This is a genomic window from Salmonirosea aquatica, assembly GCF_009296315.1.
Classification (GTDB): Bacteria; Bacteroidota; Bacteroidia; order Cytophagales; family Spirosomataceae; genus Salmonirosea; species Salmonirosea aquatica.
This window is the reverse complement of sequence record NZ_WHLY01000002.1, coordinates 1,873,361-1,897,492: the sequence shown is the minus strand read 5'-3', so window position 1 is coordinate 1,897,492 and position 24,132 is coordinate 1,873,361. Positions and strand designations below refer to the sequence as shown.

The 24,132-nt window shown below is 47.2% G+C and carries 18 protein-coding genes and 1 pseudogene; 6 read left to right on the top strand and 13 right to left on the bottom strand.

Annotated features, from left to right (window positions below):
• Positions 1–4: 4 nt before the first annotated feature.
• Positions 5–1,218, bottom strand: a pseudogene (locus GBK04_RS09005) (TCR/Tet family MFS transporter).
• 152 nt (positions 1,219–1,370) lie between these two features.
• Between GBK04_RS09005 and GBK04_RS09000 the strand changes: the two are divergent.
• Both GBK04_RS09000 and GBK04_RS08995 read left to right on the top strand, forming a co-directional pair.
• Positions 1,371–3,086 (top strand): GMC oxidoreductase, encoded by a 1,716-nt coding sequence (locus GBK04_RS09000; RefSeq protein WP_152758791.1) that lies wholly within the window; start codon positions 1,371–1,373, stop codon positions 3,084–3,086.
• A gap of 162 nt (positions 3,087–3,248) precedes the next feature.
• Positions 3,249–3,722 carry a Dps family protein gene (locus GBK04_RS08995; protein ID WP_152758789.1) on the top strand — a complete coding sequence of 158 codons (474 nt, stop codon included), beginning with the start codon at positions 3,249–3,251 and terminating at the stop codon, positions 3,720–3,722.
• Positions 3,723–3,799: 77 nt separating this feature from the next.
• On the opposite strand, the gene GBK04_RS08990 is transcribed toward GBK04_RS08995, so the two are convergent.
• Positions 3,800–4,438, bottom strand: a complete 639-nt coding sequence (locus GBK04_RS08990) for an NAD(P)-dependent oxidoreductase (RefSeq protein WP_152758788.1) — start codon at positions 4,436–4,438, stop codon at positions 3,800–3,802.
• A 267-nt stretch (positions 4,439–4,705) separates the two neighbouring features.
• Here GBK04_RS08990 and treS point away from each other — a divergent pair, with 267 nt between their 5' ends.
• From treS to GBK04_RS08975, 3 genes are all read left to right on the top strand, one after another.
• Positions 4,706–8,047, top strand: coding sequence for a maltose alpha-D-glucosyltransferase (gene treS, locus GBK04_RS08985; protein WP_152758786.1), 3,342 nt, complete (start codon positions 4,706–4,708; stop codon positions 8,045–8,047).
• A gap of 111 nt (positions 8,048–8,158) precedes the next feature.
• Positions 8,159–8,425, top strand: a complete 267-nt coding sequence (locus GBK04_RS08980; protein WP_152758784.1) for a UPF0175 family protein — start codon at positions 8,159–8,161, stop codon at positions 8,423–8,425.
• Between the two features lie 41 nt (positions 8,426–8,466).
• Positions 8,467–8,907 carry a PIN domain-containing protein gene (locus GBK04_RS08975; RefSeq protein ID WP_152758782.1) on the top strand — a complete coding sequence of 147 codons (441 nt, stop codon included), beginning with the start codon at positions 8,467–8,469 and terminating at the stop codon, positions 8,905–8,907.
• 196 nt (positions 8,908–9,103) lie between these two features.
• Here GBK04_RS08975 and GBK04_RS08970 read toward each other — a convergent pair whose 3' ends face one another.
• The 4 genes from GBK04_RS08970 to GBK04_RS08955 all read right to left on the bottom strand — a co-directional run bounded on the left by GBK04_RS08970 (position 9,104) and on the right by GBK04_RS08955 (position 13,528).
• Complete coding sequence (locus tag GBK04_RS08970) at positions 9,104–10,378, bottom strand: erythromycin esterase family protein (RefSeq protein ID WP_152758780.1); 1,275 nt, start codon at positions 10,376–10,378, stop codon at positions 9,104–9,106.
• A 122-nt stretch (positions 10,379–10,500) separates the two neighbouring features.
• The gene (locus GBK04_RS08965) at positions 10,501–10,971 is read right to left on the bottom strand and encodes a nuclear transport factor 2 family protein (protein WP_152758778.1); all 471 of its coding nucleotides are present in this window, start codon (positions 10,969–10,971) and stop codon (positions 10,501–10,503) included.
• Between the two features lie 11 nt (positions 10,972–10,982).
• On the bottom strand, positions 10,983–11,759 hold the full coding sequence (locus GBK04_RS08960; RefSeq protein WP_152758777.1) for a hypothetical protein: 777 nt from the start codon (positions 11,757–11,759) through the stop codon (positions 10,983–10,985).
• A 44-nt stretch (positions 11,760–11,803) separates the two neighbouring features.
• Complete coding sequence (locus GBK04_RS08955; protein ID WP_373330845.1) at positions 11,804–13,528, bottom strand: arylsulfatase; 1,725 nt, start codon at positions 13,526–13,528, stop codon at positions 11,804–11,806.
• Between the two features lie 242 nt (positions 13,529–13,770).
• Here GBK04_RS08955 and GBK04_RS08950 point away from each other — a divergent pair, with 242 nt between their 5' ends.
• Positions 13,771–14,412 (top strand): hypothetical protein, encoded by a 642-nt coding sequence (locus tag GBK04_RS08950; protein WP_152758774.1) that lies wholly within the window; start codon positions 13,771–13,773, stop codon positions 14,410–14,412.
• Positions 14,413–14,567: 155 nt separating this feature from the next.
• Here GBK04_RS08950 and GBK04_RS08945 read toward each other — a convergent pair whose 3' ends face one another.
• The 7 genes from GBK04_RS08945 to GBK04_RS08915 form a co-directional block, all read right to left on the bottom strand.
• On the bottom strand, positions 14,568–17,186 hold the full coding sequence (locus tag GBK04_RS08945; protein ID WP_152758772.1) for a valine--tRNA ligase: 2,619 nt from the start codon (positions 17,184–17,186) through the stop codon (positions 14,568–14,570).
• A 179-nt stretch (positions 17,187–17,365) separates the two neighbouring features.
• On the bottom strand, positions 17,366–17,878 hold the full coding sequence (locus GBK04_RS08940) for a hypothetical protein (protein WP_152758771.1): 513 nt from the start codon (positions 17,876–17,878) through the stop codon (positions 17,366–17,368).
• Between the two features lie 106 nt (positions 17,879–17,984).
• Positions 17,985–18,560 (bottom strand): hypothetical protein, encoded by a 576-nt coding sequence (locus GBK04_RS08935; RefSeq protein ID WP_152758769.1) that lies wholly within the window; start codon positions 18,558–18,560, stop codon positions 17,985–17,987.
• 668 nt (positions 18,561–19,228) lie between these two features.
• Positions 19,229–20,020: a PKD domain-containing protein gene (locus GBK04_RS08930; RefSeq protein ID WP_373330844.1), complete on the bottom strand. Its 792-nt coding sequence runs from the start codon at positions 20,018–20,020 to the stop codon at positions 19,229–19,231.
• A 142-nt stretch (positions 20,021–20,162) separates the two neighbouring features.
• Positions 20,163–20,747 (bottom strand): hypothetical protein, encoded by a 585-nt coding sequence (locus tag GBK04_RS08925; RefSeq protein WP_152758766.1) that lies wholly within the window; start codon positions 20,745–20,747, stop codon positions 20,163–20,165.
• Positions 20,748–20,996: 249 nt separating this feature from the next.
• Positions 20,997–22,598 carry a hypothetical protein gene (locus GBK04_RS08920; RefSeq protein WP_152758764.1) on the bottom strand — a complete coding sequence of 534 codons (1,602 nt, stop codon included), beginning with the start codon at positions 22,596–22,598 and terminating at the stop codon, positions 20,997–20,999.
• A gap of 40 nt (positions 22,599–22,638) precedes the next feature.
• Positions 22,639–23,421: a hypothetical protein gene (locus GBK04_RS08915; RefSeq protein ID WP_152758762.1), complete on the bottom strand. Its 783-nt coding sequence runs from the start codon at positions 23,419–23,421 to the stop codon at positions 22,639–22,641.
• Between the last annotated feature and the right edge of the window lie 711 nt (positions 23,422–24,132).

Here is a 24,132-nt window from a genome sequence, read left to right as displayed (position 1 = left end):
GGCACTACTGGCTGACTGGCCTAAAACTTCGCCAGGCCAGAATCGTACTGACCAGCGTCATGATCGCTCCCAGCAGCAGGGGTGCTCCCGGAAAGTACAGCGCCGTATCGTGCCGCGTGAAGTATGCAAACAACCCGGTCATCAACGGCGGGCCGATGATGGAGGTCACGCTCTGCAAGCTCGTGAGCCCACCCTGTAATTCACCCTGTTCATTGGCGGGTACCTCTGTCGAAATCAGTCCCTGAATGGCCGGGCCGGCGATACCCCCAGAATGTAAGGTACCATGAAGACGTACATCATCCATCCTTTTGAGGCAAAAGCGAATAGCGTAAAACCGATCGAATAGAGCAGGAGTCCTATATACACACTGCGCTCGCGGCCCAGTTTCGGAATAATGACCCGGATCAGGCCTCCCTGCACGATGGCACTCAACAGACCTACTGCACCCAGCGAGTAGCCTACCTGCGCCTCGTGCCAAGTGAATTTTTCCATCGTATAGTACGACCACACACTTTGTACCGCGTGCGAGGCGATGTACACCAATACCAGAGAGATGATCAGCCCCGATATGACCGGAAATTTGCGCAGATGCCGCAGGGAACCCGCCGGATTGGCGCGTTTCCAGCTGAATGGACGACGATTTTCGGGTTTGAGCGACTCGGGTAGGATAAAAAATCCGTACAGCCAGTTGAGCAACGAGAGCGCCGCCGCCGCGAGGAAGGGTACCCTCGAACCATACTGCCCCAGCAAACCCCCGATTACGGGGCCAATGATAAAGCCTAAGCCAAAGGCCGCGCCTAACAATCCGAAGTTCTGGGCGCGTTTCTCAGGAGTACTTACATCGGCGATGTAGGCAGCCCCCGTAGTGAAGCTGGCCCCCATGATGCCCGCGATGATTCGCCCGACGAATAACCAGGCAATAGTAGGTGCATAGGCCAGAAACAGATAATCCAGCCCAAAACCAAACAGAGAAGCCAACAGCACCGGACGCCGTCCGTACTGGTCGCTCAGTCCGCCAATGATGGGCGCGCACAGAAACTGCACGAAAGCGTAAGAAAAAAGCAGCCATCCCCCGTAGCGGGCGGCCTGGCTCATGGTACCCCCGATGAGTTCGGCAATGAGCGTGGGAAGTACCGGGATGATAATACCAATGCCCGTAATATCAATGAGAAGAGTAACGAAAATGAAGCCGAGGGCAGCGGAACGTTTGGCAGCCATATTTTAACAGAAATTTTCCAAAAGTACGGTTAATTCCCGGGCAACCGAACTGGAATCGCCGGGATTTTCAACTACTTCCGGATAACAAAAGTTTAGCCGACAATAGAGTAGCTTGTCTTTCCGTTGCCTTTTTTACAAAAAACATAGCAAGAATGTCTTTTCTGAATATAGATTCCGCTAAAGCGCGTACGTTCGACGCCATCGTCATAGGCACAGGCATCAGCGGAGGCTGGGCGGCCAAAGAACTTACCGAAAAAGGACTGCGTACCCTTGTGCTGGAACGGGGCCGCGATGTGAAGCACAATGTGGACTACCCCACCACCAACATGATGCCCTGGGAATTTGAGCATCTCGGCCAACCTACCCTGGCCCAGCGCCAGGAAAACCCAATCGCCAGCAAGCACTATATTTTCAGGGAGGACGCCATGCACTTCGTAATGAAGGATAAAGTGCATCCCTATGTGCAGGATAAGCCCTTCGACTGGATGCGTGGCTATCAGGTAGGCGGACGCTCACTACTGTGGGCGCGGCAAACCCAGCGTTGGTCCGACTACGATTTTGAAGGCCCCGCCCGCGATGGCTTCGCCATCGACTGGCCCATTCGCTATGCCGATCTGGCACCGTGGTACAGCTACGTGGAAAAATTTGCGGGGATAGCCGGCAACAAGGACGGCCTGCCCCAGCTACCCGACGGTGAGTTTCTGCCCGCCCATGAAATGAACTGCCTGGAGAAGCATTTCAGCGAGCAAATGGCGAAGCACTACAAGGGTACCCGTCCGGTTATTGTGGGTCGATGTGCGCACATCACCGAGCCGCAGCAAATCCACTACGACCAGGGTAGGGCCAAGTGTCAGCACCGTGTCATGTGCCAGCGAGGGTGTCCATTCGGGGGATATTTCAGTACCAATTCGTCTACGCTACCCTGGGCCATGAAAACCGGAAAAATGACCCTAATGCCTCAGTCGGTGGTGCATTCGATCATTTACGACGAGAAAAAACAGCGGGCCGTGGGGGTAAGGGTAGTGGATACGAATACTAAAGAAATGATGGAATACTATGCTAAGGTCATTTTTCTGAATGCTTCGGCCATCAATTCCAACCTGGTCCTGCTCAACTCAACTTCAAATCGCTTTCCCAGGGGCTTGGGCAACGACAGTGGTGTTCTGGGAAAGTACATCGGCTTCCACAACTACCGGGGCCGCGTGAGTGCGGAGTACGACGGTTTTCACGATTCCACTACTGACGGGCGCCGACCGACCGGCGGCTACGTACCCCGCTTCCGGAATGTTTTCAAGCAGGAAACCGATTTCCTGCGTGGCTACGCTACGTCGTTCGGATCTTCGAAAAATGGGAATTCCAACGCGGGCCTGTTGGGTGAAGATTTGAAGCAAAACCTGTTGGCGCCCGAGCGGGGCGGCTGGAACATAGGGGCCCAAATGATGGGCGAGACGTTGACCAAGGAGAGCAATTTTATCCAGCTGCACCCGACGTTGAAAGACGACTGGGATATTCCGCTGCTCCGTATGTCGGTTGATTTTGATGACAATGACCGCAAAATGGTGCAGGATTTCTACGAGCAATTCACCGAAATGTTCACGAAGGCCGGTTTTACCAACATCAAAACATCGGACACGATGCGAAACCCCGGCAGCGAAAACCACGAAATGGGCGGAGCCCGCATGGGATATGACCCCAAAACCTCGTTGCTCAACAAATGGAACCAGCTACACGCGGTACCCAATGTACTGGTGACCGACGGAGCCTGCATGGTGTCAACGGCTACCCAAAATCCATCACTTACCTACATGGCGATCACGGCACGGGCGGCTGACCACGCCGTGCAGGAAATGCGGAAGGGGAATCTGTAAAAGATTCTTAGTATGCAGGGAAGGGGCTGCTCTGGTTTAGGAAGTCTTTTAAGTGAATTTTAATTTGAAAGTATCAACATTTTGAGCTGGCTGGTGTTAAAATAAAAGAGCCCTAATAGCTTGTACATTTTCCATAATAACCATCTTTCCCCAACAAAAAGCATGAAAACAACAATTGGCATTACCGATAAAAACCGTCAGGCCGTAGCCGAGCATCTGCACGCCATCCTGGCCGACGAATTTGTACTATATACCAAAACCCGCAACGCGCACTGGAATGTGGAAGGTGCCGACTTCTATGACAAGCACCTGTTTTTTGAAAAACAGTACAACCAATTGGCTGATATGTTCGATCGGTTGGCCGAGCGTATTCGTTTCCTGGGACACTATACCCCGGCTACCCTGAAGCAGTTTCTGGAACTGACGCATCTGACCGAAATGATCCATGAAACCAACGACAGCCTGGGCTTCATCAAGGAACTCAACGAAGACCACAATACCATCATTACGGAGATGCGGAAAATCATCGTTCCCATTGCGGAAGAATATAAGGATCAGGGTACGAGCGATTTTATCACGGGCCTGATGGAGGAGCACGAAAAAATGGCCTGGATTCTGCGTTCACATTTAAGGTAGGTGTATTGCTATTGCTGCCGATATAGTACTAGTATTACGAAAACGGGCGGACTTTATGAGTCCGCCCGTTTTCATTTTCAACTATTAGCTACAAAAGGCGCTTTCCGAACATAGGTACCTTTAGAGAGCTGGTCGACCACAAACCGCGCTAGGGCTCCGGCACTTACTCCGTCGCCGGGACAGTCTTCCAGACTCACATTCACGTCTTCGGCACTATCCGTCAAATGAATCCAGGGTAGCCTGACCAAGGTCCAATCTACGGTACTTTCCGCCAAGAGTTGGTACTCAACCTGTTTATCGGCGGTAGTATTAGGATAGTTGGTTTTCATCCACTCGGTAGCTGCCTGTACGCTGGGATTTTTTTGATCAAGCGGCGTATCCACGTTCAGGCCTGTAAGCAAAATGTATCGGCAAATCTGCTGTTCCTGCATGGCCTGCAGTACATTCCGGGTAGCCTGGCTGAAAATTGAGACCTCCCCCACAGGTTGCCCCAGCGCACTGATGACCGCCTGGCAGTCCTTGGTCAGGGCCCGCACATCTTCATAGTTGCGGGCGTCTCCCGCTACTAACTCGATAAGTGGCGTATTGATCTGAAAATTTTCGGGACTTCGGAGCAGAAGTCTGAGGGGAAAGCCCTGACGAAGTAGTTCTTGAACGAGGTAGGTACCTGCCTTGCCCGTTCCGCCAAGGACGGCAATTTTTATTTTTTGTTCCATTTGTCTCTTTGTAAACAGTAGATAATAGCTTTTTGCCCCGCGCCTGCATCGCAAGGCACGGGTTAGGGCAGCGGGTGCTGCCGCGCTGAATCTATATTTTACAAGGAGATTTTAATGAGACAAATATAGAGGGTGGTGGCTGAATAGCCTCAATTTGATCAAAAAACTAGGGTACTCTATCCGTTTTTTCCTACCTTGTTTACCGAGCCCGATGAGATTGGCACAGCTTTTTCGCAAAAAAATCAATCAAAAACCTGAAAACGAAGCATGGCTAAGAAGAACAACCCACTCATAGACGACAATTTGCATTGGTATAAGGATGCCATCATTTACGAACTCCATATCAAAGCCTTTCGCGATGGAAATGGCGACGGCATCGGCGATTTTCAGGGCATCATGGAAAAGCTGGACTACCTCGAAGATCTCGGTGTGACGGCCATCTGGCTGTTGCCTTTCTATCCCTCTCCTCTGCGCGACGATGGCTACGACATTGCCGACTATTATACCATCAATCCGTCCTATGGCGACATCGAGCAGTTACAGGCTTTCATCGACGAAGCCCATAACCGCAATCTGAAAGTCATCATCGAGTTGGTTATCAACCATACTTCCGACCAGCACCCGTGGTTCCAGCGGGCGCGACGGGCGCCCAAGGGGTCACCCGAGCGCGAATTCTACGTCTGGACCGACGATTCGAACCAATATAAGGACGTGCGTATCATTTTTCTGGACACCGAAACCTCCAACTGGACCTGGGACCCGGTGGCGCAGCAGCATTACTGGCACCGCTTCTTCCACCATCAGCCCGATCTTAATTATGACAGTCCGTTGGTGCAGGAAGAGATTTTCAAGATTCTCGACTATTGGTGCAAGACGGGCGTCGACGGTTTCCGGCTCGACGCGGTACCCTACCTGTTCGAGCGTGAAGGTACCAACGGCGAGAATCTGCCCGAAACCCACGCTTTTCTAAAAAAGATCCGGGCCCACGTGGACAAATACTATCCCGGCACGGCGCTGCTGGCCGAAGCCAATATGTGGCCCGAAGACTCGGCTTCGTACTTTGGCGACGGCGACGAATGCCACATGAATTACCATTTTCCGGTGATGCCGCGCATGTACATGGCGCTGCAAATGGAAGACCGCTACCCGATTATCGACATATTCGACCAGACGCCCGACATCCCACCCCTGGGCCAGTGGGCCATGTTTCTGCGCAACCACGACGAGCTGACGCTGGAAATGGTCACTGACGAAGAACGCGACTACATGTACAAAGCCTACGCCAAAGATCCCAAGGCGCGCATCAACCTGGGTATCCGCCATCGACTGGCCCCATTACTCGACAACAACCGCCGCAAGATCGAGCTGATGAACTGCCTGTTGTTTTCGCTCAATGGTACCCCGGTGATCTACTACGGCGACGAGATCGGTATGGGCGACAATTTCTACCTTGGCGACCGCGACGGCGTACGTACCCCCATGCAGTGGTCGCCCGACCGCAATGCGGGTTTCTCGGACACCAATCCGCAGAAACTGTACCTACCTGTGATCCTGGACCCGGAGTATCACTACGAAGCCGTGAACGTGGAAACACAGCGGCGCAATACGTCCTCGCTCCTGTGGTTCATGAAGCGGATGATCACGATGCGCAAAAAGTTCAAGGCATTCAGTCGGGGCGACATGGAGTTTATCTCGGTGAGCAACCCCAAAATCCTGGCCTTCACCCGTACCTACGAAGATGAAACCATTCTGGTAGTCGTGAATCTCTCGCGCTACACGCAACCCGCCGAACTGGACTTGTCCGACTATAAGGGGTACCTGCCCGTGGATGTATTTAGTAAAAATCGCTTTCCGGTCATTCGGGAAGACAATCCCTACTTCTTCACGCTGGGCTCGCACGGCTACCAGTGGTTTTTGCTGGAGAAAGCGCACCCCGAAGTGGACGAGTCACAGCCCCGGCAATCCTTTACGCTAACGAGTTGGGATGGTTTATTATCAAAAGCTTCGATCAGAACCCTGGAAAACCGAATTCTGCCCCGGTACCTCCAGAGTGTAGGATGGTACATTGGCAAAGACCGGACGGTTATCAGTGTGGAAATCGTGGAACGGGCCGAACTGGATTTGATCGGCGACCGTAAAGCCTGTTTGCTGCTGCTGGAGGTACAATATGAAAGCGGACTGGCCGAAACCTACCAACTTCCCGTAGCATTTGTAACGGGCGACGCCCTGCGTAAGATCAGCGAGAATTGTCCGCCTGCCATCATCGCCAATCTCAAAATCGGTAGCGAAGAGGGCCTATTCGTGGATGCCTACTATACCGTGGAAATGCACCGGACGCTCTTGACGCATTTTGTGAAAGGTACCCCCATCAAATGGAAAGGCGGCAGCCTAAATTTTGCGACTCGTGATGCCCGCGAACTACCCGCACCGGAAGATATGAAAACGCGCATGCACGGTACCTGGCACGAAACCATCATTACTTACAACGACGCCTACGCCCTCAAACTGTATCGACGCGTGGAGAAAACAATCAATCCTGATGCCGAGATCACGAAGATGCTGAGCGGAACCGGGCGCGCCAGCGAATTTGGGGCGGATTTCGAACAAATGCTACCCTATGCGGGTAGCCTGGATTGGAAGATCGGGAAAGAGACAATCACGCTGGGAATTATGCAGGAAACCGCCGAAAGCAATGTCAACGGTTGGGACTTCATGCTCGAGCGGCTCAATAATTACTATGAGCGAATCTTATCGCTGGAATCGAATGAATGGCCCGCGCAATTGCCCAAACGCGACATATTTACTCCCGTAGCCTACGAGGATATCCCCGACGGTTTCCGTGACCTCCTCGGTGGTCCCATCATTGAAGGTACCCGGCTGTTGGGCACGCGCCTGGGCGAACTGCACAAGGCGCTGGCAGCCGACGATTCTGCTGCCTTCGGTTCGGAGGGATTTTCGCTGCATTACCAGCGGTCTCTGTATTCGGCCTTACAGTCGCTGGTACGGGAAACCTACCAGAATCAGGCCCAAAACATGAAGAAACTCACAGAAGAGGTACGGCAGGAGGCCAAAGAAATCCTGGCTCGCAAAGCTGAGGTACTTACGTTGCTGAAAAGGATTTACGAGAAAAAACTGGATGTGGTCAAAATACGCATCCACGGCGATTTTAATCTGGAAAAGGTGCTTTTTTCGGGTAAAGACGTTACGATCACCGAGTTTGGGGGAGACCCGCTCCGGAGTTTTAGCGAACGCCGCCTGAAGCGCTCGCCCCTGCGCGACGTAGCGGCCATGATCCACTCGTTCAACTACGCCGCTTACGCAGGCCTGCTGCTGAGCAACCAGATCCGCAAGGAAGATATTCCCAAACTGACCCCCCTGGCCGAACTATGGATTCAGAATGTGTCTGGGCTGTTTATGAGTGCGTACCTCGAAACGGTACAAGACAGTGCCTTCATTCCCGACGACGAGCACGATCTGGGCGTGCTGCTGCAAACGTTCCTGCTGGAAAAAGCGATCTTTGACCTCAACCACGAACTGAACGACCGTCCCGACTGGGCCATGGTACCCCTACGGATCATTAAGTCTATTTTGGGCGAAGTGGAGGTGTAGGCATATGCATTTATATTCACAAAACCTCTTAGGCAGCATTTCGGTCATGTGAACCCATAGCAGAAATGCTGCCTTTCAGGTATCTTTGGAAAGATACAAAAGAAATAAAGTATGAAAAGTATAACGATTCCCGTCGAAGTCCCGACTGATGTGTTGATTGCTTTGAATGAATCTGAGCAGGACTTGAAAACACACTTTCAGACAGCTATAGCGATAATGCTATTTCAAGAGGGAAAACTGACGTTGGGCAAAGCTATTCAACTGGCAGGAGTGAGTCGTTTTGAGTTTGAGAAATCACTGGCGAAAAGCAAAATTTCGATTTCAGATTTGAGCTTTGAACAAATCATGTCCGACGTGGATACATTGAGGGATTTATAGCCTGTGAAGATTGTAATTGCTGATACCGGCGCCTTGGTCTCGTGGGCCAGATACACCTCATCGAAAAGCTTTTCGGAGAGTTCTACATTGCGCAGGCAGTTTGGGAAGAGTTAAAGAATTACGAAAATCCAAAATTCGATAATGAAATTCTGCAGGATCTTGAAAAGCATGTTATAAAGACCAAATCTGAGAATTATTTGTCTGTGGTAATGGACTATGGTGAATCCGAGTCGGTGATTCTGTGTAAGGAATTGCAGGCAGACTACTTGCTGATCGATGATAATAAGGCCCGGACTATCGCCGAAGCACTGGAAATACGGTGCATTGGTTCGGTTGGACTATTGATAAAGGCAAAACAACTGGGGCTTGTAGAGAAATTAAAACCTATATTCACCGATTGGCTGGAAAATGGGAGGTACTTTTCGAAACGATTTCTCAATAGTATCTTGAAAGAGGTTGAAGAAGAACCCTTTCCGGATTAAATATCGAGTTGAGAAGAAGGATTTGGTCGACTGCTCATACTTTTATTCACTAAGGTACCCTTGCGGATTATCAAGTCTATTTTGGATGAAGTGGAGGTGTAGAGTAAAGATAAGTACTGCTTCTTGATGAAAAGGCCTCATTGTCAAGAAGCAGTACTTTTAAAATTCAGATCTGATCGCTGGTTGAACGTACCTACTACCTGGATATTGGTAAGACAGTAGAGGGATACACCCGGTCGAAATAAACGATACTGTCGAAACTGCCCGGTAGGCTGACGGTACGCCAGTAAACCTGACTTCTTTTTTGATTGTATGTTGCCCCGCTGCTTCTGATTATTACGTCGTTTTTGCTGTTGACAGGCTGAATGAAACGTACCCTATCGCTCAAATGAGCAAGACTTATACTATCTGCTTCGAGAAATAATACATCATGTGCTTTAAAAGAACGTACTGTGTCTGGCGAAGCGGATACGGCCATGATCTGACCCTCTCCAAAATCAACTCCGAGGGTATAGACCTCATCAGCCAAGGCCTCTTTCAAGTAGGTGCCTAGCCCTCCATCGTTAGCTACGTGTCCGTTGTGCGCTGACACCACAAAGCCCATATCCTTCCTTTCAAGGTTCAAAATCCACTTTACATTTTCTGCCATATAGAGATCCCGTTTGAAATCTCTGGGATGGGTGTACATATGGGAACATAGTCGGATGTTTTCCAATACCCTTGTGGCCAGCTGCCATTCTTGGCTTTCAGATTTAGAAGCAGCCTTTTTCTTAACTGCTTCCAGGTGTTTTTGGAGGTCTTCAAGCTGTGCTTCGGTATATACATTATGACGCCATTCAGGAAGTTTGTTAGGTGTCATGGTTGGCAGAAAACTCGACAGACTATCGGCGTAGCTTTTGTCTGTTTTCGAGAAATACTTTTTGATGAAGTCAAATCCGGCATCGACATCCTGTACATCTATCCCGTAAATATGGACGTGTTCATGCGGCTCTTTCGACGCATTATAAGCCCTCATCCATAGCATTAGATCCTTAAACTCTTCTGTACGATGCATAAATGGCATCTTATTCAATCCAGAGGCCAGAGAATCCATAGGAGTACATCCGCTCACAAAATCGTCCAGTTTCAGAACACTGTTGAAATTTGCTTCAATGAGTAAACACTTTACCCTATTCAGACCGACAAGCTCCTTGAACAGGTCATATTTGAAAAGATACACATTGGCCGCTCCGTGGGTAGGTTCGCCGATAAGCAGTAGCTTTTTCTTTTCTAGAACACTGAGTAGGGGATCGAGATTTTTATTCAATCCAAAGGGAACGGATTCACCAAGATCAGTGATGCGAAAGTTCGGGCTTTCCTTCTGCCCCACCAGTTCAGTGACGGTAGTCTGTGCGAGGGTACCTTGAGAAAGAATACAGGTGAAAACGCAACCCATAATTATTCTCCTACCCAAGCTAATGGATTTGGTCATAAGGAAAAATGTTTTTGATCGAACTTATAGAACGGGTATGCTAATGCCTTAGCATCAGAACGATAACGTACTCATCTTCCTTATCCTGTATTCGATATATCTTCAAAAACAATAGTTTGATTTCAGCCCTTCCGCGCACGATACTTCGCCAATTGCTGCCTGGCACGTTGCCGGATTTTGTTTTTTAGAAACGGCGTCCAGCCCAGCAGGTACCCCGGTAAACCCAACGCCTGCCGGGACCACTTCCATAGGTCGAACTGGTCGGTGTGGCGGACGATCAGGCCGTCCTGAAACTCAAAGCTGGCCGTGATACGGTTCACTACCTTGCGGCCCGTTTGGCTGAAGGTATAGTGGGCCACCCAGTCGGCCGAGCCGGTTGTGTCATGGGCCTGGACGTTGTCAAACGTCAGCGACAGTTGGCCTTTGCTGTTTTCGATCAGCATCCGCCACATCGCTTTGGCTTCGTCACCGTGCAGTTCGCCGAATACCGGATCGGTAAAAACTACGTTGGGGGCATAGCAGCGCACCATACCCTCAGCGTCGGCGCGGGCGAAGGATTCATAGAATTCCCGGATGAGGGCTTCGTTCTTCATGAATTTTGGGGTTAAAAGGGGTATTTGATGCCAGCAGGCAGCGGCTCCACGGCTACCTTCATCCATTGTCCATCTACCTTGATCACCACAATATTGTTGTCCTTGTCGTAGAACATCGTACCGTTACCGCTACCCTTCAATTCTTTAAAATTGACGTGTTTGGCATCTTCGGCGTACTCTTTTTCGGAGTCGGCCGTCACTTCGGTCTCTCGCAGATTTTCTTTCCCGATATTCCCGAGCGTCAACGCGTTGGTTAAGCGAAGCGAGCCGTAGAAAATGGCCTTATCGCGGCCAAAAAGAAACGAGTGCTGCCGTACATCGGAGCCCAGTTTGAACCAGTTGTAGGCGGGCTCGGAATGGTTATATACTGTACTATAATAGTAGAGTTCGGCCACAGGGCGCTCTTCTTCCTCGTGCTTGTTGACCAGCATCGTAATACGCGATTTGTCGTCGCGGGCGTAGCCCTCGAATACGTGGTAGCCCCAGCGCTTGCGGTTACGTTCGTTCTCGTTGCCGCGCACCTGAATCATGTAGGGGGTACTTAGGATACCATTCACCGTGGTGTACATGGGTGTCACTTTCGGGTTGAAGCCAAAATTATAGCCTCTTTCCTGCCATCGCTGCCAGGTGGTATCCACATCGGAAGCCAGTTCCAGGCGTTGGGCGGTTGAGTTTTCCGAGCCGGGAATCAGCCGGACATAGGTGTCATTTTGAGGGGAGTTGGGGATGGCTTGTCCAAGGACGAGATGGACGGCCAGCAGTAGGCTGACTACAAGTAGTTGTTTCATAGGAGTTGCGCAATGAATCATTGAATTAGGTGGGTAGATATACACTACTTTATTTTTTCTATCTCTACCCAAAATGGGAATATTTTTCGGGAGCCTACGGAGTAGTACGGAATCAAATCGCCCTCCATGTCAGGTAGGTGAACGTCTTTCATTTCGATAAGATCATTAGGGGTACCTGGCTGTTTTATCTGGTTGATAAAGGGCTTGGTTTCCAGGATCATTTGGCCATTTCCCGGTACGGGTTCGATGAATTTGAACCGGATGGTGTAGCGTCCTTCGTGCACGCGAACTCGCCACAAGCCATAGATTTCTTCCTGCGCCCAGATGCCGAGGTCCCCGTCGGCGTCATTGCGATTCAGAATCACCGGATTTTCCTGGGGGGTACCAACCTCGATCCGGGGCGGGTGCAGCATGTTTTCGGAATTGACCAGTTCCTGAAATAAGCCATCTAGTTCGATTTTTAATTGCCGGGCTACTGCTGTTTTTTCATTCACCAGATTTTTCTGCTCATAAGGGTCTTTTTCAAGATCGAACAGCTCAAACCGGGTTATTTCGGCGTTGTAGTCGGTATGACCTACCAGTTTATAAGGCGCTTTTTGTAGCGCCACATTATTATACAACTCCGGATAGCGCCGCGACCAATAAAAGAATAAGGAACGATTGGCCCAGGGTACCGATTTCCCCTCGATAAGCGGCAGAAGACTATGCCCGTCGATTTTGCAGTCTTTGGGCAAGGGTACCTTGCATAGCTCGGCCAGCGTAGGCAGCACATCGATGTGCGCTGCCGGGGTGTCGATGTCCTTGTTGCCCACGAAGCGGGTGGGGTACCTTACATAGAAGGGTACCCTGACTCCGCCCTGGTACACGCTACCTTTACGCCCGCGCATACCTGCCACGTAACGTACCTGTTGAGGACCGTTGTCGGTCATGAAAATCACGAGGGTATTTTCCGTCAGATTTAGCTCGTCTAGCTTTTGGAACAATTTACCCAGGTTATCGTCGATATTTTCTACCATCGCGTACACCTTGCGGGCATCCTCCTTGTTGGCTTCGCTCATCTTGACAAAGGGCCGGTCGTCTTTTTCAAAACCCGAGGCCGGGTCAATATTCTTGTAATGCTGATAATAGGCGTCGGGTACCTGCAGCGGCGTATGCGGGGCATTGAAGGACAAATAGCAGAAGAAGGGTCTCTTCTGGTTTTTCTCGATAAAATCAAGGGCACCAGCGGCAAAAATATCGGAGCAATAGCCCTGGTAAGCCTGCTGCTTGCCGTTATGCCACAGGGTAGGATTAAAATAACTACTGTCGCCCTTGAAGTAGGTGGTCACGTCACCGACCTGCCCCATGCCGCCCGACAGGTGAATCAGCGACTCATCGAAACCCTGGTCATTGGGTCGGCTGGGGTAGTTGTCGCCCAGGTGCCATTTTCCGAAAATCCCGGTGGTGTAGTTCGCCTGCTTCAGCATCTCGGCGATTGTGATTTCCGTGGGCGCCATCATCGCGCCGCCGTTGTAAGTATCCCGTACCCCGGTGCGCAGTGAGTACCGCCCGGTCATCAGGCTCGAGCGCGTAGGCGCACAGACGGGCGACACATAGAACCGATTGAAGCGAACGCTTTCTTTGGCAAACTTGTCGATGACGGGCGTTCTGACGTGCGGGTTACCCGTAATGCCCAGGTCTCCGTATCCCTGGTCATCGGTGATGACCAGGATGACGTTGGGTGGCGGCTGGGCCTGTGCCGATAGGATTGAGCAAGGAAAAAGAAACACGGAAGCTAACCTGAGAAAATGGAGCCGCATGAGTGAGGGATTTGCTGAAAGACTTGTAATCAGAAAGCAAAAGGGTACGACCCAAATGGCTCTACTGATTTCCGGCGTTTCAGGGCCATAAAAAGAATCTGGGTAACTAACCTTTACCTCTTAAAGTCAAGAAAAACCTTTTATAGTATTAAAATTAACAACATCTGGATTCAGGATTATATCTTTGCAGCTTAACATTAAATCAATTTCTTATGAAAAAAATGGCTCGTATTTTTTCAGTGCTGATGGTAGGGTCTTTGGCAGTTATGCTGATTACTACCGGGCTTTATGCGGCAGGTAGCCCGCTCGGGGCGGATATACAGGATTATGTGGGTACCTACACCGTGTCAGGATTGCCTTTTGAAAAGGTTGTGGTTTCGGACAAAGCTGGAAAACTGCATTATGTGGCGGGCGAATACGAGGGCGATTTTACGGAAATCAGTGGCAAGGCTGATACGTACAGTGCCAACGGAGAAGCTACCGTGACTTTTATGCGAAATGCTGCCGGGAAAGTGGACAAAATGAAGCTGGAGATTCAGGGCGAATCTTACGAAGGCATGAGGAGCATGGAAGAAATGGCCGGTTCAAGTGTGGCCCTAACCGACTATGTGGGTAAATACAAAATGGAGAACCTACCTTTTGAGTTTATTGTCTTGTCGATGAAGGATAACCAGCTTTACATCACGGCGGGCGATAATGAAGGCACGCTGACTGCAATGCCCAACCAAATGGATGCTTTCGATGCGGGTGGGCAGGCTACCATTAAATTTACGCGGGACGACCAGAAGAAAATCAATAAGATAGTAGTCGAGGCACAGGGACAGGTTTTTGAAGGTACCCCGGTGACGCAATAAGTAGTGAAAGCTGAAAGCTATTAGCTAATGGCCAATAGCTTTCATAAGATTTTAACAGGTTGAATAGCCAAGTTACTATTGGTTCAGTAGGTTGTTATCAAAAATGCCGGAACGGGAAACGTTCCGGCATTTTTGGTTTAGATATATCGCTTGGCTTATCCGAGGCGTATTAAAGCTTCCTTAATCGTGGCAATCTTGGCTTCTGCATCAGCCTGTTTCTGGCGTTCTTTCTCTACAATATCGCCTTTGGCGTTTTGCACAAAACGTTCGTTGGAAAGTTTTTTCAAAACAGAATCCAGGAAACCTTCAGTGTATTTTAGCTCAGCGAGTAATGTTTCGCGCTCGGCTTCCACGTCAATTTCCCCGGCCAGATTGATGAAAAACTCATCCGACCGTACTAGGAATGACATGCCCTCCACCTGCTCTTTCACATAGGTAATATCCGCAACATTGGCCAGTTTGCGCACCAAATGATCCAGCCGGAGGTACCTTGCTTCCGAATCGGTACGAATGGCCAGGGGCAGCTCCGTTTTGGGACTAAGTCCTTTGCTATTACGCAGATTCCGAATCGCCGAAACGACTTCAAAAAGTACCTCAAAATCGGCCAGTAGTTCCGGATTGGTTGCACCAGGCTGCGGGAACGGAGCCAGACAAATCGTTTCCTTCTCGGCGCGTTCGCCGATGTTCTGCCAGATTTCCTCCGTGATGAAGGGCATGAACGGATGGGTGAGCCGCATCAGTTTATCGAAGAAATCGAGGGTGGCCGCGTAGGTAGCCGCGTCGATCGGCCGCTGGTACTCGGGCTTGATCATTTCGAGGTACTGCGCGCAGAAATCATCCCAAATCAGCTTATACACCGCATTTAGCGCGTCCGAAATACGGAACTTAGTAAAAAGGTCGAGTACCTCGGTCAGGGTTTGGTTGAACTTGGCTTCGAACCAGTCGATGGCCAGTTGGTTACGGGCTGGCAAATCCGACGCTACCTCCCAGCCCTGCGTCAGCCGGAAAGCGTTCCAGATTTTGTTACAGAAATTCCGCCCCTGTTCCACCAGTTTTTCGTCGTAGGGTAGGTCGTTTCCGGCGGGCGAACTGAACAACATCCCTGTCCGTACCCCGTCCGCCCCGTACTTTTCGATGAGTTCGATGGGATCGGGCGAATTGCCAAGCTGCTTTGACATTTTGCGGCCCAGCTTATCGCGGACGATGCCCGTCAGGTATACGTTCTTGAACGGGTAGGTACCCCGGTACTCGTAGCCCGAGATGATCATCCGCGCCACCCAGAAGAACAGAATCTCCGGTGCCGTGACCAGGTCATTGGTCGGGTAGTAGTAGTTTACGTCGGCGTTGTTGGGCTCCTTAATGCCATTAAAAACCGAAATCGGCCACAGCCAGGACGAAAACCAGGTATCGAGTACGTCCTCATCCTGCCGCAGGTCTTCTTCGGTGAGAGCAAAAAGCTGGTACTCGTGCTGGGCTTTGCGCAGCGCCTCGCGCTTGCTTTTGGCTACGATTAGGGTACCGTCGTTGAGGTAGTAGGCCGGAATCCGGTGGCCCCACCACAGTTGACGGCTGATGTTCCAGTCGCGGACATTCTCCATCCAGTGGCGGTAGGTGTTCTTGAATTTGGGTGGAATGAGCTGGATGGTATCGTTCATCACACTTTCCAGCGCGGGTTTGCTCAGCCGTTCCATTTTCAGAAACCACTGCTCGGACAGGCGCGGCTCGATCACGGCGTCGGTGCGCTCCGAATGACCCACGTTGGATTTGTATTCCTCCACCTTCACCAGATTCCCGGCGGCTTCCAGCATCTTCGTGATTTTCTTGCGGGCCACAAAACGGTCTTCCCCCACCAGAATCTGCGCTTTTTCGTTGAGGGTACCGTCCTCGGCCAGCAGATCGATGATGGGGAGGTTGTGCTTTTTGCCCAGCTCATAATCGTTGGTATCATGGGCGGGCGTCACTTTCAGACAGCCCGTTCCGAACTCCATTTCCACATATTCATCGGCGATGATCGGGATAGAGCGATTGATCAGCGGGATGATGGCTTTTTTACCAATCAGATGCTGGTACCTTGCATCATTCGGATTGACGCAGATGGCAACGTCGGCCATAATCGTTTCAGGGCGGGTAGTGGCAATCGTCACGCTGCCTTTCTGCCCTTCCAGATCGTAGCGAAGGTACACGAGTTTTTGCTGTACCTCCTTCATATTGACCTCTTCGTCCGACACGGTGGTACGGGCCTGCGGGTCCCAGTTGACCATGCGGTGGCCCCGGTAGATGTCGCCTTTTTCGTAGAGATCGATGAACACGTCGATGACCGAATCGTACAAATCCGGCTCCATCGTGAAGCGGGTACGGTCCCAGTCGCAGGAAGCACCCAGCTTGCGGAGTTGCTTAAGAATAATGCCGCCGTATTTATGCGTCCACTCCCAGCAGTACTCCAAAAACTCATCCCGGCTCAGATCGCGCTTGTTGATGCCGCGCTCTTTAAGCATCGCTACTACCTTGGCCTCGGTCGCGATGGAGGCGTGGTCGGTACCGGGTACCCAGCAGGCTTCCTTGCCTTCCATGCGGGCCTTCCGGACCAGAATATCCTGGATGGTATTGTTGAGCATGTGGCCCATGTGCAGCACACCCGTGACGTTGGGTGGCGGAATCACGATGGTGTAGGGTACCTTGTCGGGATTGGGCTGCGAATTGAAATAGCGGTTTTCGATCCAGTACTGGTACCACTTGTCTTCTATCTCCTGCGGTGAGTAGGTCTTGGAAATCATAAGGCTTTGCTGATCCTGAATGGCCCGGTGGGCCGATTTTGAGGGGCAAAGATAAGGAAAAGGCGTCCATTCTCTATTGCCTGATTTTCGTGAGTGTACCCGCTTTTAATGGAAACACGCGATACTAATGGTGTTTTCCAATTGGGAGCGTCCTTGGCTGAAGAAGACACAGAAATAGGTCAAATGCTTCGCTCCCTGATAACCCCTACGACATAATTAGTCACTCGGGAAGTACGGTAGGGTTGTACGACGGAACATACCAAAATTGAAATATCAGAAAACTCTGATGAATTGTACTGTTCGGCTTGCTCATCATCGACGAAGGGTACCCGCTTGGTCCATGTAAACCCGAGCGAGTGCAATTCGGCCAGTAAATTTTCCTGGAAACCGAATCTGTCGTGAAGAAGCATAATTGCCGTCTTATCAGGCTTCAATATAATAACCCCCACGGTTCCTCCGTAAAGGTTGAGGGCAGTAGCGTGCAAATCAATGGACGGGTCGGTGCAGTAGGTGAGTTCCAGTCCCTTGTAAGTGTCCCTTTCTTTCAAATGGAAGCCCCTTCCCTCGAAAAAAGTACCAAAACAAGTACCCCTGTCGCATTCGGTGATTGAAATCAGATCCTTGATGGTAATATTCTGACCGTAAGCGATGGTAGATAGGAATGAAAGGCAAGAAAGGAGGAAGAATTTCATGGAATATCAATCTTTCACGGGTCGTCTTTCAGTATGCAGCTTCCCTTTGGAAGATCCCGCATAACGCACACAGAACATTTCGAACAACATAGATCGTTGCACAAATTTAATCCAGGCATGTTTTTTCCATGAGGTCTATTACTTTACCTCTCTTTTCGTCTAATGAACTATAATTTACGAAATCGTAATCGAATACGGAAAATCCCAAGTCACAATCGTAAGAACCGTTACCCGACATAGTTAACAAAAGGTTATCTCGCACTTCGTAAGGGAGCTGATTTTCCCAGCTTGCACCACTTGCGTCAACCATTTTTGTGAAGTAGAATATTTTTAAAACTGATTCAGGGTAGTCTCTTTTTACTTTTCTGACAATAGTTCCCGCGTTTTCTTTCAGTTTTTTCCAATTTTCGCCATTTTGCTTTTCTAAGAATATTCTTTTTTCTGAACCATACGGATAAGAATCAATTACCTTTTTTATAGTAAAATTTTGAGCATATACGTAGTAATAGATTCCGGGTCTAAACTCGCCAGATACTAATATTTCACCTAATGATTGCTTCTTTTTATATACGAAATGGTGAATTTCAAGAAACTTTGCTGGTGGAAAACTCTGATCTGATTGTGCGAAAATAGCATTACCAAAAAGCGAAAACAATAATAAAATACTCACAAAAATTTTCATAAGTGTATTACATTTGACGTGTACAAATATTTTGATGAAATTCTTACTTTTCTAAAAATAGCCGTCAGGCTTCTTTACCCGTACCCCCACAGCTACTACATCGGACTATACCGCTCTTACAAGCTACATTATAGCAAGGCACTTTTCCTGTTCCTTTACACTGAGTGTTACTGCACTCTATTCTCCCACGGTTGTTGCACTTCTTGCAGGGGAAATCAGCATAGTGATTTCCCCATACCCACACATATTCATAATTGCCATTGTACGACATATACCGATAGCCATTTTCCTCTTCCTGCGGGAAATAAGCCTGGATTTTGCCATTACCGTTACATTTTTGGCACGTGCCATTCCCGTTACCACCACAGGAGGGACAGGTGATAGTATTGGTGCCGTAACAATAGCCGCAAAGTACTTCGCCTACACCTTTGCATTCTGTACAGGCGTGTCTCTCCTCGCCCTGCTGAGGTAGATATGTTTCCTCAGAACTGTTCGTATCTTGAGCCTCACCATTTTCATCGATGACCTGCGAGTGCTCCGAAGAATACTCATCATCTGAGCCTGAGTTGCAGCCTGTCAAATGGATGCAAACCCATATAACCAGTAGAAACAGAATTTTAGAATTAGGTAGGGTCATTAGGTAGATGAGTATAAGCCGAAAGTAGTCCTCAATTAAAACTGTGGTACTTAGTGGCCCCACTTACAAAATTGACATAGGTCTCAGGCCACTCGTGCCTTCCTCCACCCGCTCTTGCCGATAGCTTATGCCTTCCGGGTTCTCCTTTGTAGGTGACAGACCGATAATCGTCAGGATTAGGCAATGACTCAACGCTGCCCTTTATGTTGCCAATGAAAACATCGTCAACGTAAACCTCGATTTGACCTACGTAAGTATTGGTGGTATAGAAGACATAGGTGGTCAGAGGAATAGAACTAACTTCGATCGTGGCAATAATACTCTTGCTCTTTTCACCATTCGAGGCGGTAAGTGTGACGTTGTATTTTCCGTTTTTATCATAGGTATGGATTGGGTTCGGAGTCCGGTCGTATGTACCATCCCCAAATTCCCACTGATACGTTTTTGCGTTTTCTGAGCTATCCTTAAAGGTTACAGTGCCTGAGTCGCCAATCGAATAGCTAAAATCAGGCTCAGGTACCTTGATAACCACATTTTTGACTTCTATCGCCAGCAGGCTTGTCGATGTATCTATTCCGTTTGAAGCACTGAGCCTTACCTCATACTTCCCATTCTCAGCAAACTGATGGGCGGGATTGCTTTCCTCGCTATATGTACTGTCTCCGAACTCCCAGCGAAAGCTCTCCGCATTTGTCGATTCGTTTTTGAAGACGATAATACCCTGTTCTTGGGTTTTATACTTGAACTGTGAAACTGGGCTAGAATCACAAGCGGTCAAGTACATCAATAATATACAGCATGATAAGAGAGAAATGTTTTTCATATATACTGCAAAAAATGCTAGACAGATCATCCAAATTTATTGACACACTTAGGATAAGTTGAATAAATAGTCTTGCAAAGATCTAAGAGAGTAGAATCAATATAAATACCAAAAAAAATAAAATAGATCAAAATAGTAAAATCTATTTTATTTCTATCACCCTTATCTTGTCGAAATTTCTTTTAATATCAATGTCTTTTAAGAAGTCTCTTAAACCTTCACTTGAATGTACTTTATCTGATGGACTAACAACCTTATCGTTAATTACAGTTGCTTCCGGGGAATACCACCAAGTATCCATTGTATTTTTTGAAATAAACTCTATCTTTGAAATGAAATATAATTTTTTTGTTTTAGATTTTTTTATATCTTCAACAGTTTCCAATTCCCAATATAGAGAATTTTCTATTTGTGTGCATCGACAAATAATTTCCCCATATTCTTCTTTAAATTTGAGTGTAGATGGATAGAAATACTTGCCATCAGTAAACACACTTTTCATAAGTGTATTTACTCCATTTTTTTCAAAAACCATTTTTACACTTTCAGGTTCAAGTCCTTCCGCTCCTGAAGCGTTTGTCCATGTCTTATCATATAGCTCATTTGGGCAAGCAATCTCATAACCTCGTGCAATCGAAAAATCTGAACTAGTTGGACCAAAACAACTAGTCAAAAAAGTGCCGCTCAAGAAAATAAATAAGTAATTAAAAAGTTTGCTAATTGCCATAATATTTTTATTTCAATAAATTAATTGATTAGATAAGACTTCGATAACTTAACCCGTCAGCTCTGAGCTAATAAGTGCTAGTAGACTTTCAATATAATAGAAAGTTTTCAGTCACTTATAGATCCACGATGAAGCTTGTAAAGATTATTTGGTGTTAATGATTTGTCTGTCAATTGATTAAGTACAGAAAAACTTTATGAATAAAATCATCCATCAATAATATTAAATTGAAAGTAATATGAAAGATTACTACAAGAATATGGTAGCAGTTAGACCTAGAGTTGCATATACTCCTGCAATACTGATTTTTTCTACACCAGATATATTGCTGGTCTTTTTATCGTACTCAAATTGATATAGATCAGTTACTGGCGATTTATTCAATCCTGGTAAGCCGAACAGCCCCCCATTGACCGATACTACCACAGCGCGTCGTAATGGAAAATGGCGCGGCCTGGAAAGAGGTAAAAGACGGAACCCGAGGCTAAATCGGAGATAGGGTATAATGTCGTTGCCATTTGTTAGTTCAAGGTTTTCAACATCAGATATATTTTCGATAGCATTCCATTGCGAAGCGACCCCGTTGGCGAGGTACCTCACTTGGCGGGTATTTACCTGGACGGTGTTCATTAAGTACTTCTGGGCTCCTAGTTCGTACGAGAAAAAATTCTTGTCGTAAGTTCTGATACCTCGTAGGCCCAAGGTTACGTGTTGAGTATTGATATCCAGCGTTCCTTTATTTTCGAGCATGACCAGTCGATTACCTAATCTGTACCCGACAATGTAGTTTTCATCCGGTGAGTACACCTCTATACTGTTTTGTCCGTAGCCAACTACCCCATAAAATCTTTTGTAATTTTCTCGGTTTTTCGTTAGAATACTCTTTGTAAAAGGTATGAAAACCCGGCCTTCAAAATTTTGAATACTTTTCTTCTGCCGTACGTCTATTTTGACAACATCCATTGAATCCTTAGGATTTAGTACGACGAGTGTACTTTGTTTCGAATACTCGAACCCCATTCCTGGCATTTTTTCGTAGGAAAGATGTCTATTTGAAGCATTTTTCCATAAATCATACGTCACTATATGTCCTTCTTGGAATTTTTTATCATACCTAGCTATCCTTGCATTGAGAATAGATATGTTGCTTTCGTATCCTTTTTTATTTGAAAGTACTTCTGGACAAATAATAAAAGGAAATAATATTGCAGCTTTCATATATTCATAGCGATCTTTCTCTCTTTCTAATCGTGCCAGTGATTTTGATTTTTGTTCAGAGTAAGGTAAACTTTGAAGTACTTCAATATTTTGATCTATACTTTTTAAATTGGAAATCAAAAGATTTTCATCATTACAACTGTAATCATAGTACTTATTAGTCATCCCCGCCCAAATAATTTTTCCCAGTTTTTTCATCCATGTAATATCCTCATAATCTTCTGCTTCTCTTTCCTTCGCAGTATTAGTTTTACGCAAAGCCATCGGAATACATTCACACTCTACATAGTCCAGAGAACGTTGCCATCTATTTCTCTCGTTTAACGCTTTTTGTTTATCGTTATAATATGCAGCTTTATCGTAAATAACAATAACGTCATGATTTTTTGCCGAGTGGTTGTTTATATCATATGATCGAGATTTGCTGCCTCCAGGAGGTATCGTAACTGGTTCTGATTGCCGCTTATTTCCTTTCGCGTACACTGAATAAGAATATTCAGTATCGGTATTTTGGAAAATAAGACTCTTATTTGAACCGAATGTTGTTTTGACCACATATACTTGTGCGCTCAAAACATTTGTATTGATAACCATTATACCGATCACTAATAGTAATTTTCCCCAATTCTTCATACGAGTGTCATAAAAATTATATAGTAGGCGGGGGTCATTGCTAGTTTATCTTCACGCAATGGCACTGTCCCAGTCTTTTTTTTAATTGTGTTTCTATTGTCGACGATCCACATCCCCAAAAATCCTTATAGGTGATGGACGTACTAGTCACTATCCATTGGAATCGATCATAGGTGACACCAGTAAATGTGCTACCAGAAATATCTTTGCACACTTTTCCATTAGCATCCGGAGCGTTAGTATATCCTGGCTGACATACATTATTGCAATTGCCATCAGCTGTCACAGCGGCCCAATAGCTTACGACCGGCTTATTCAAGAGTGAAACCCATTCTTGGCCATTGTGTACCTGCAAATCAGATCCTGCCCATCTAATATTTCCTGCTCCTATACCTCCAAATGTTACTCCACCCGACATTCTGACTTCCCCATTTACGACTGTCAATGCACCGCCACCAAACCGGAGGCTAGTTGGAGTTATCGAAATTTGTTGTTTTTCAGTTCCGTCAGATGACAATGTTTTTAACATAAATGATAAATCTCTTTGTAAAGAGTTTATGTAAAATATGTTAAAATTATTATCCATTTTAAATTCAACTTGTGGCGTTGCATATTTTGCAAAAACTAATGCATTATACTGCTCCCCAGAATTGTCGAGCATTAATTGATTGCCATTTTCACCCTTTACACTCAATTTAATAAGATTAGGGGGCTCTGTATTTATACCAACAGTTTTTTCTCCTATCTGCAATTGAGCATTCACTGTCAACACAGTAGTTATTATAATAAAAAATACTCCAATGTAATTTTTAAACACTATCATATAATAGTTTTTTTTGGATCAATATATTTTTATACTTATTCCAAGCCCTCGCCATTGCAATAGGTGCAGGTGATACTACCCGTTCCATTGCATCCAAAATTAGTACATGCCAACTTGCCCGACTTGCTGCATTTTGAACACGGGAAATCAGCATAGTGGCTTCCCCAAACATAAACGTACTCGGTTTGGCCGTTATAGGTTAGGTACCGATAGCCATTTTCAAGATTCTGAGGAAAATAAGCCTGTGTTTTTGTCAATCCATTACACTTAGTACAGGTGACCTTGCCTTTTCCGTAGCAAGTGTTACAACTTTGTGTGCCAGTTCCAGAACAATACGAACAAGTTTGATTACCAGCACAATAGTAGAGTAACAGGGCTATTGCCACTAACATCCAAATACTATATCCAGAATCTTTGTCGTTTTCTTTAGACATGGCTCTTGTCTATTTTCGTGAATATTAATATTTCTCCTTAGGTTTAGACATTTTTCAATCGTTTAGTGCTTTATTCATTATTTTTAATAATTTCTCTTCTGCAAAAGCTTTTACCATTATTGCATATAAGGTGCTATATTGAGTAGTTCCATCTTTTCTTAACTTAATCTTTTTTCTATCCGCATACTTCTGCGTAGTAACCTTGACAGATGATTTTATTACTTGTCATTATCGCTATTGAAATACATTTTTTTATTTGAATTATTCGGCCATAACC

Coding starts and splice junctions, on each gene's coding strand:
- GBK04_RS09000 (WP_152758791.1), top strand. CDS start 1,371: ATGTCTTTTCTGAATATAGATTCCGCTAAAGCGCGTACGTTCGACGCC.
- GBK04_RS08995 (WP_152758789.1), top strand. CDS start 3,249: ATGAAAACAACAATTGGCATTACCGATAAAAACCGTCAGGCCGTAGCC.
- GBK04_RS08990 (WP_152758788.1), bottom strand. CDS start 4,438: ATGGAACAAAAAATAAAAATTGCCGTCCTTGGCGGAACGGGCAAGGCA.
- treS (WP_152758786.1), top strand. CDS start 4,706: ATGGCTAAGAAGAACAACCCACTCATAGACGACAATTTGCATTGGTAT.
- GBK04_RS08980 (WP_152758784.1), top strand. CDS start 8,159: ATGAAAAGTATAACGATTCCCGTCGAAGTCCCGACTGATGTGTTGATT.
- GBK04_RS08970 (WP_152758780.1), bottom strand. CDS start 10,378: ATGACCAAATCCATTAGCTTGGGTAGGAGAATAATTATGGGTTGCGTT.
- GBK04_RS08965 (WP_152758778.1), bottom strand. CDS start 10,971: ATGAAGAACGAAGCCCTCATCCGGGAATTCTATGAATCCTTCGCCCGC.
- GBK04_RS08960 (WP_152758777.1), bottom strand. CDS start 11,759: ATGAAACAACTACTTGTAGTCAGCCTACTGCTGGCCGTCCATCTCGTC.
- GBK04_RS08950 (WP_152758774.1), top strand. CDS start 13,771: ATGAAAAAAATGGCTCGTATTTTTTCAGTGCTGATGGTAGGGTCTTTG.
- GBK04_RS08945 (WP_152758772.1), bottom strand. CDS start 17,186: ATGATTTCCAAGACCTACTCACCGCAGGAGATAGAAGACAAGTGGTAC.
- GBK04_RS08940 (WP_152758771.1), bottom strand. CDS start 17,878: ATGAAATTCTTCCTCCTTTCTTGCCTTTCATTCCTATCTACCATCGCT.
- GBK04_RS08935 (WP_152758769.1), bottom strand. CDS start 18,560: ATGAAAATTTTTGTGAGTATTTTATTATTGTTTTCGCTTTTTGGTAAT.
- GBK04_RS08930 (WP_373330844.1), bottom strand. CDS start 20,020: ATGAAAAACATTTCTCTCTTATCATGCTGTATATTATTGATGTACTTG.
- GBK04_RS08925 (WP_152758766.1), bottom strand. CDS start 20,747: ATGGCAATTAGCAAACTTTTTAATTACTTATTTATTTTCTTGAGCGGC.
- GBK04_RS08920 (WP_152758764.1), bottom strand. CDS start 22,598: ATGAAGAATTGGGGAAAATTACTATTAGTGATCGGTATAATGGTTATC.
- GBK04_RS08915 (WP_152758762.1), bottom strand. CDS start 23,421: ATGATAGTGTTTAAAAATTACATTGGAGTATTTTTTATTATAATAACT.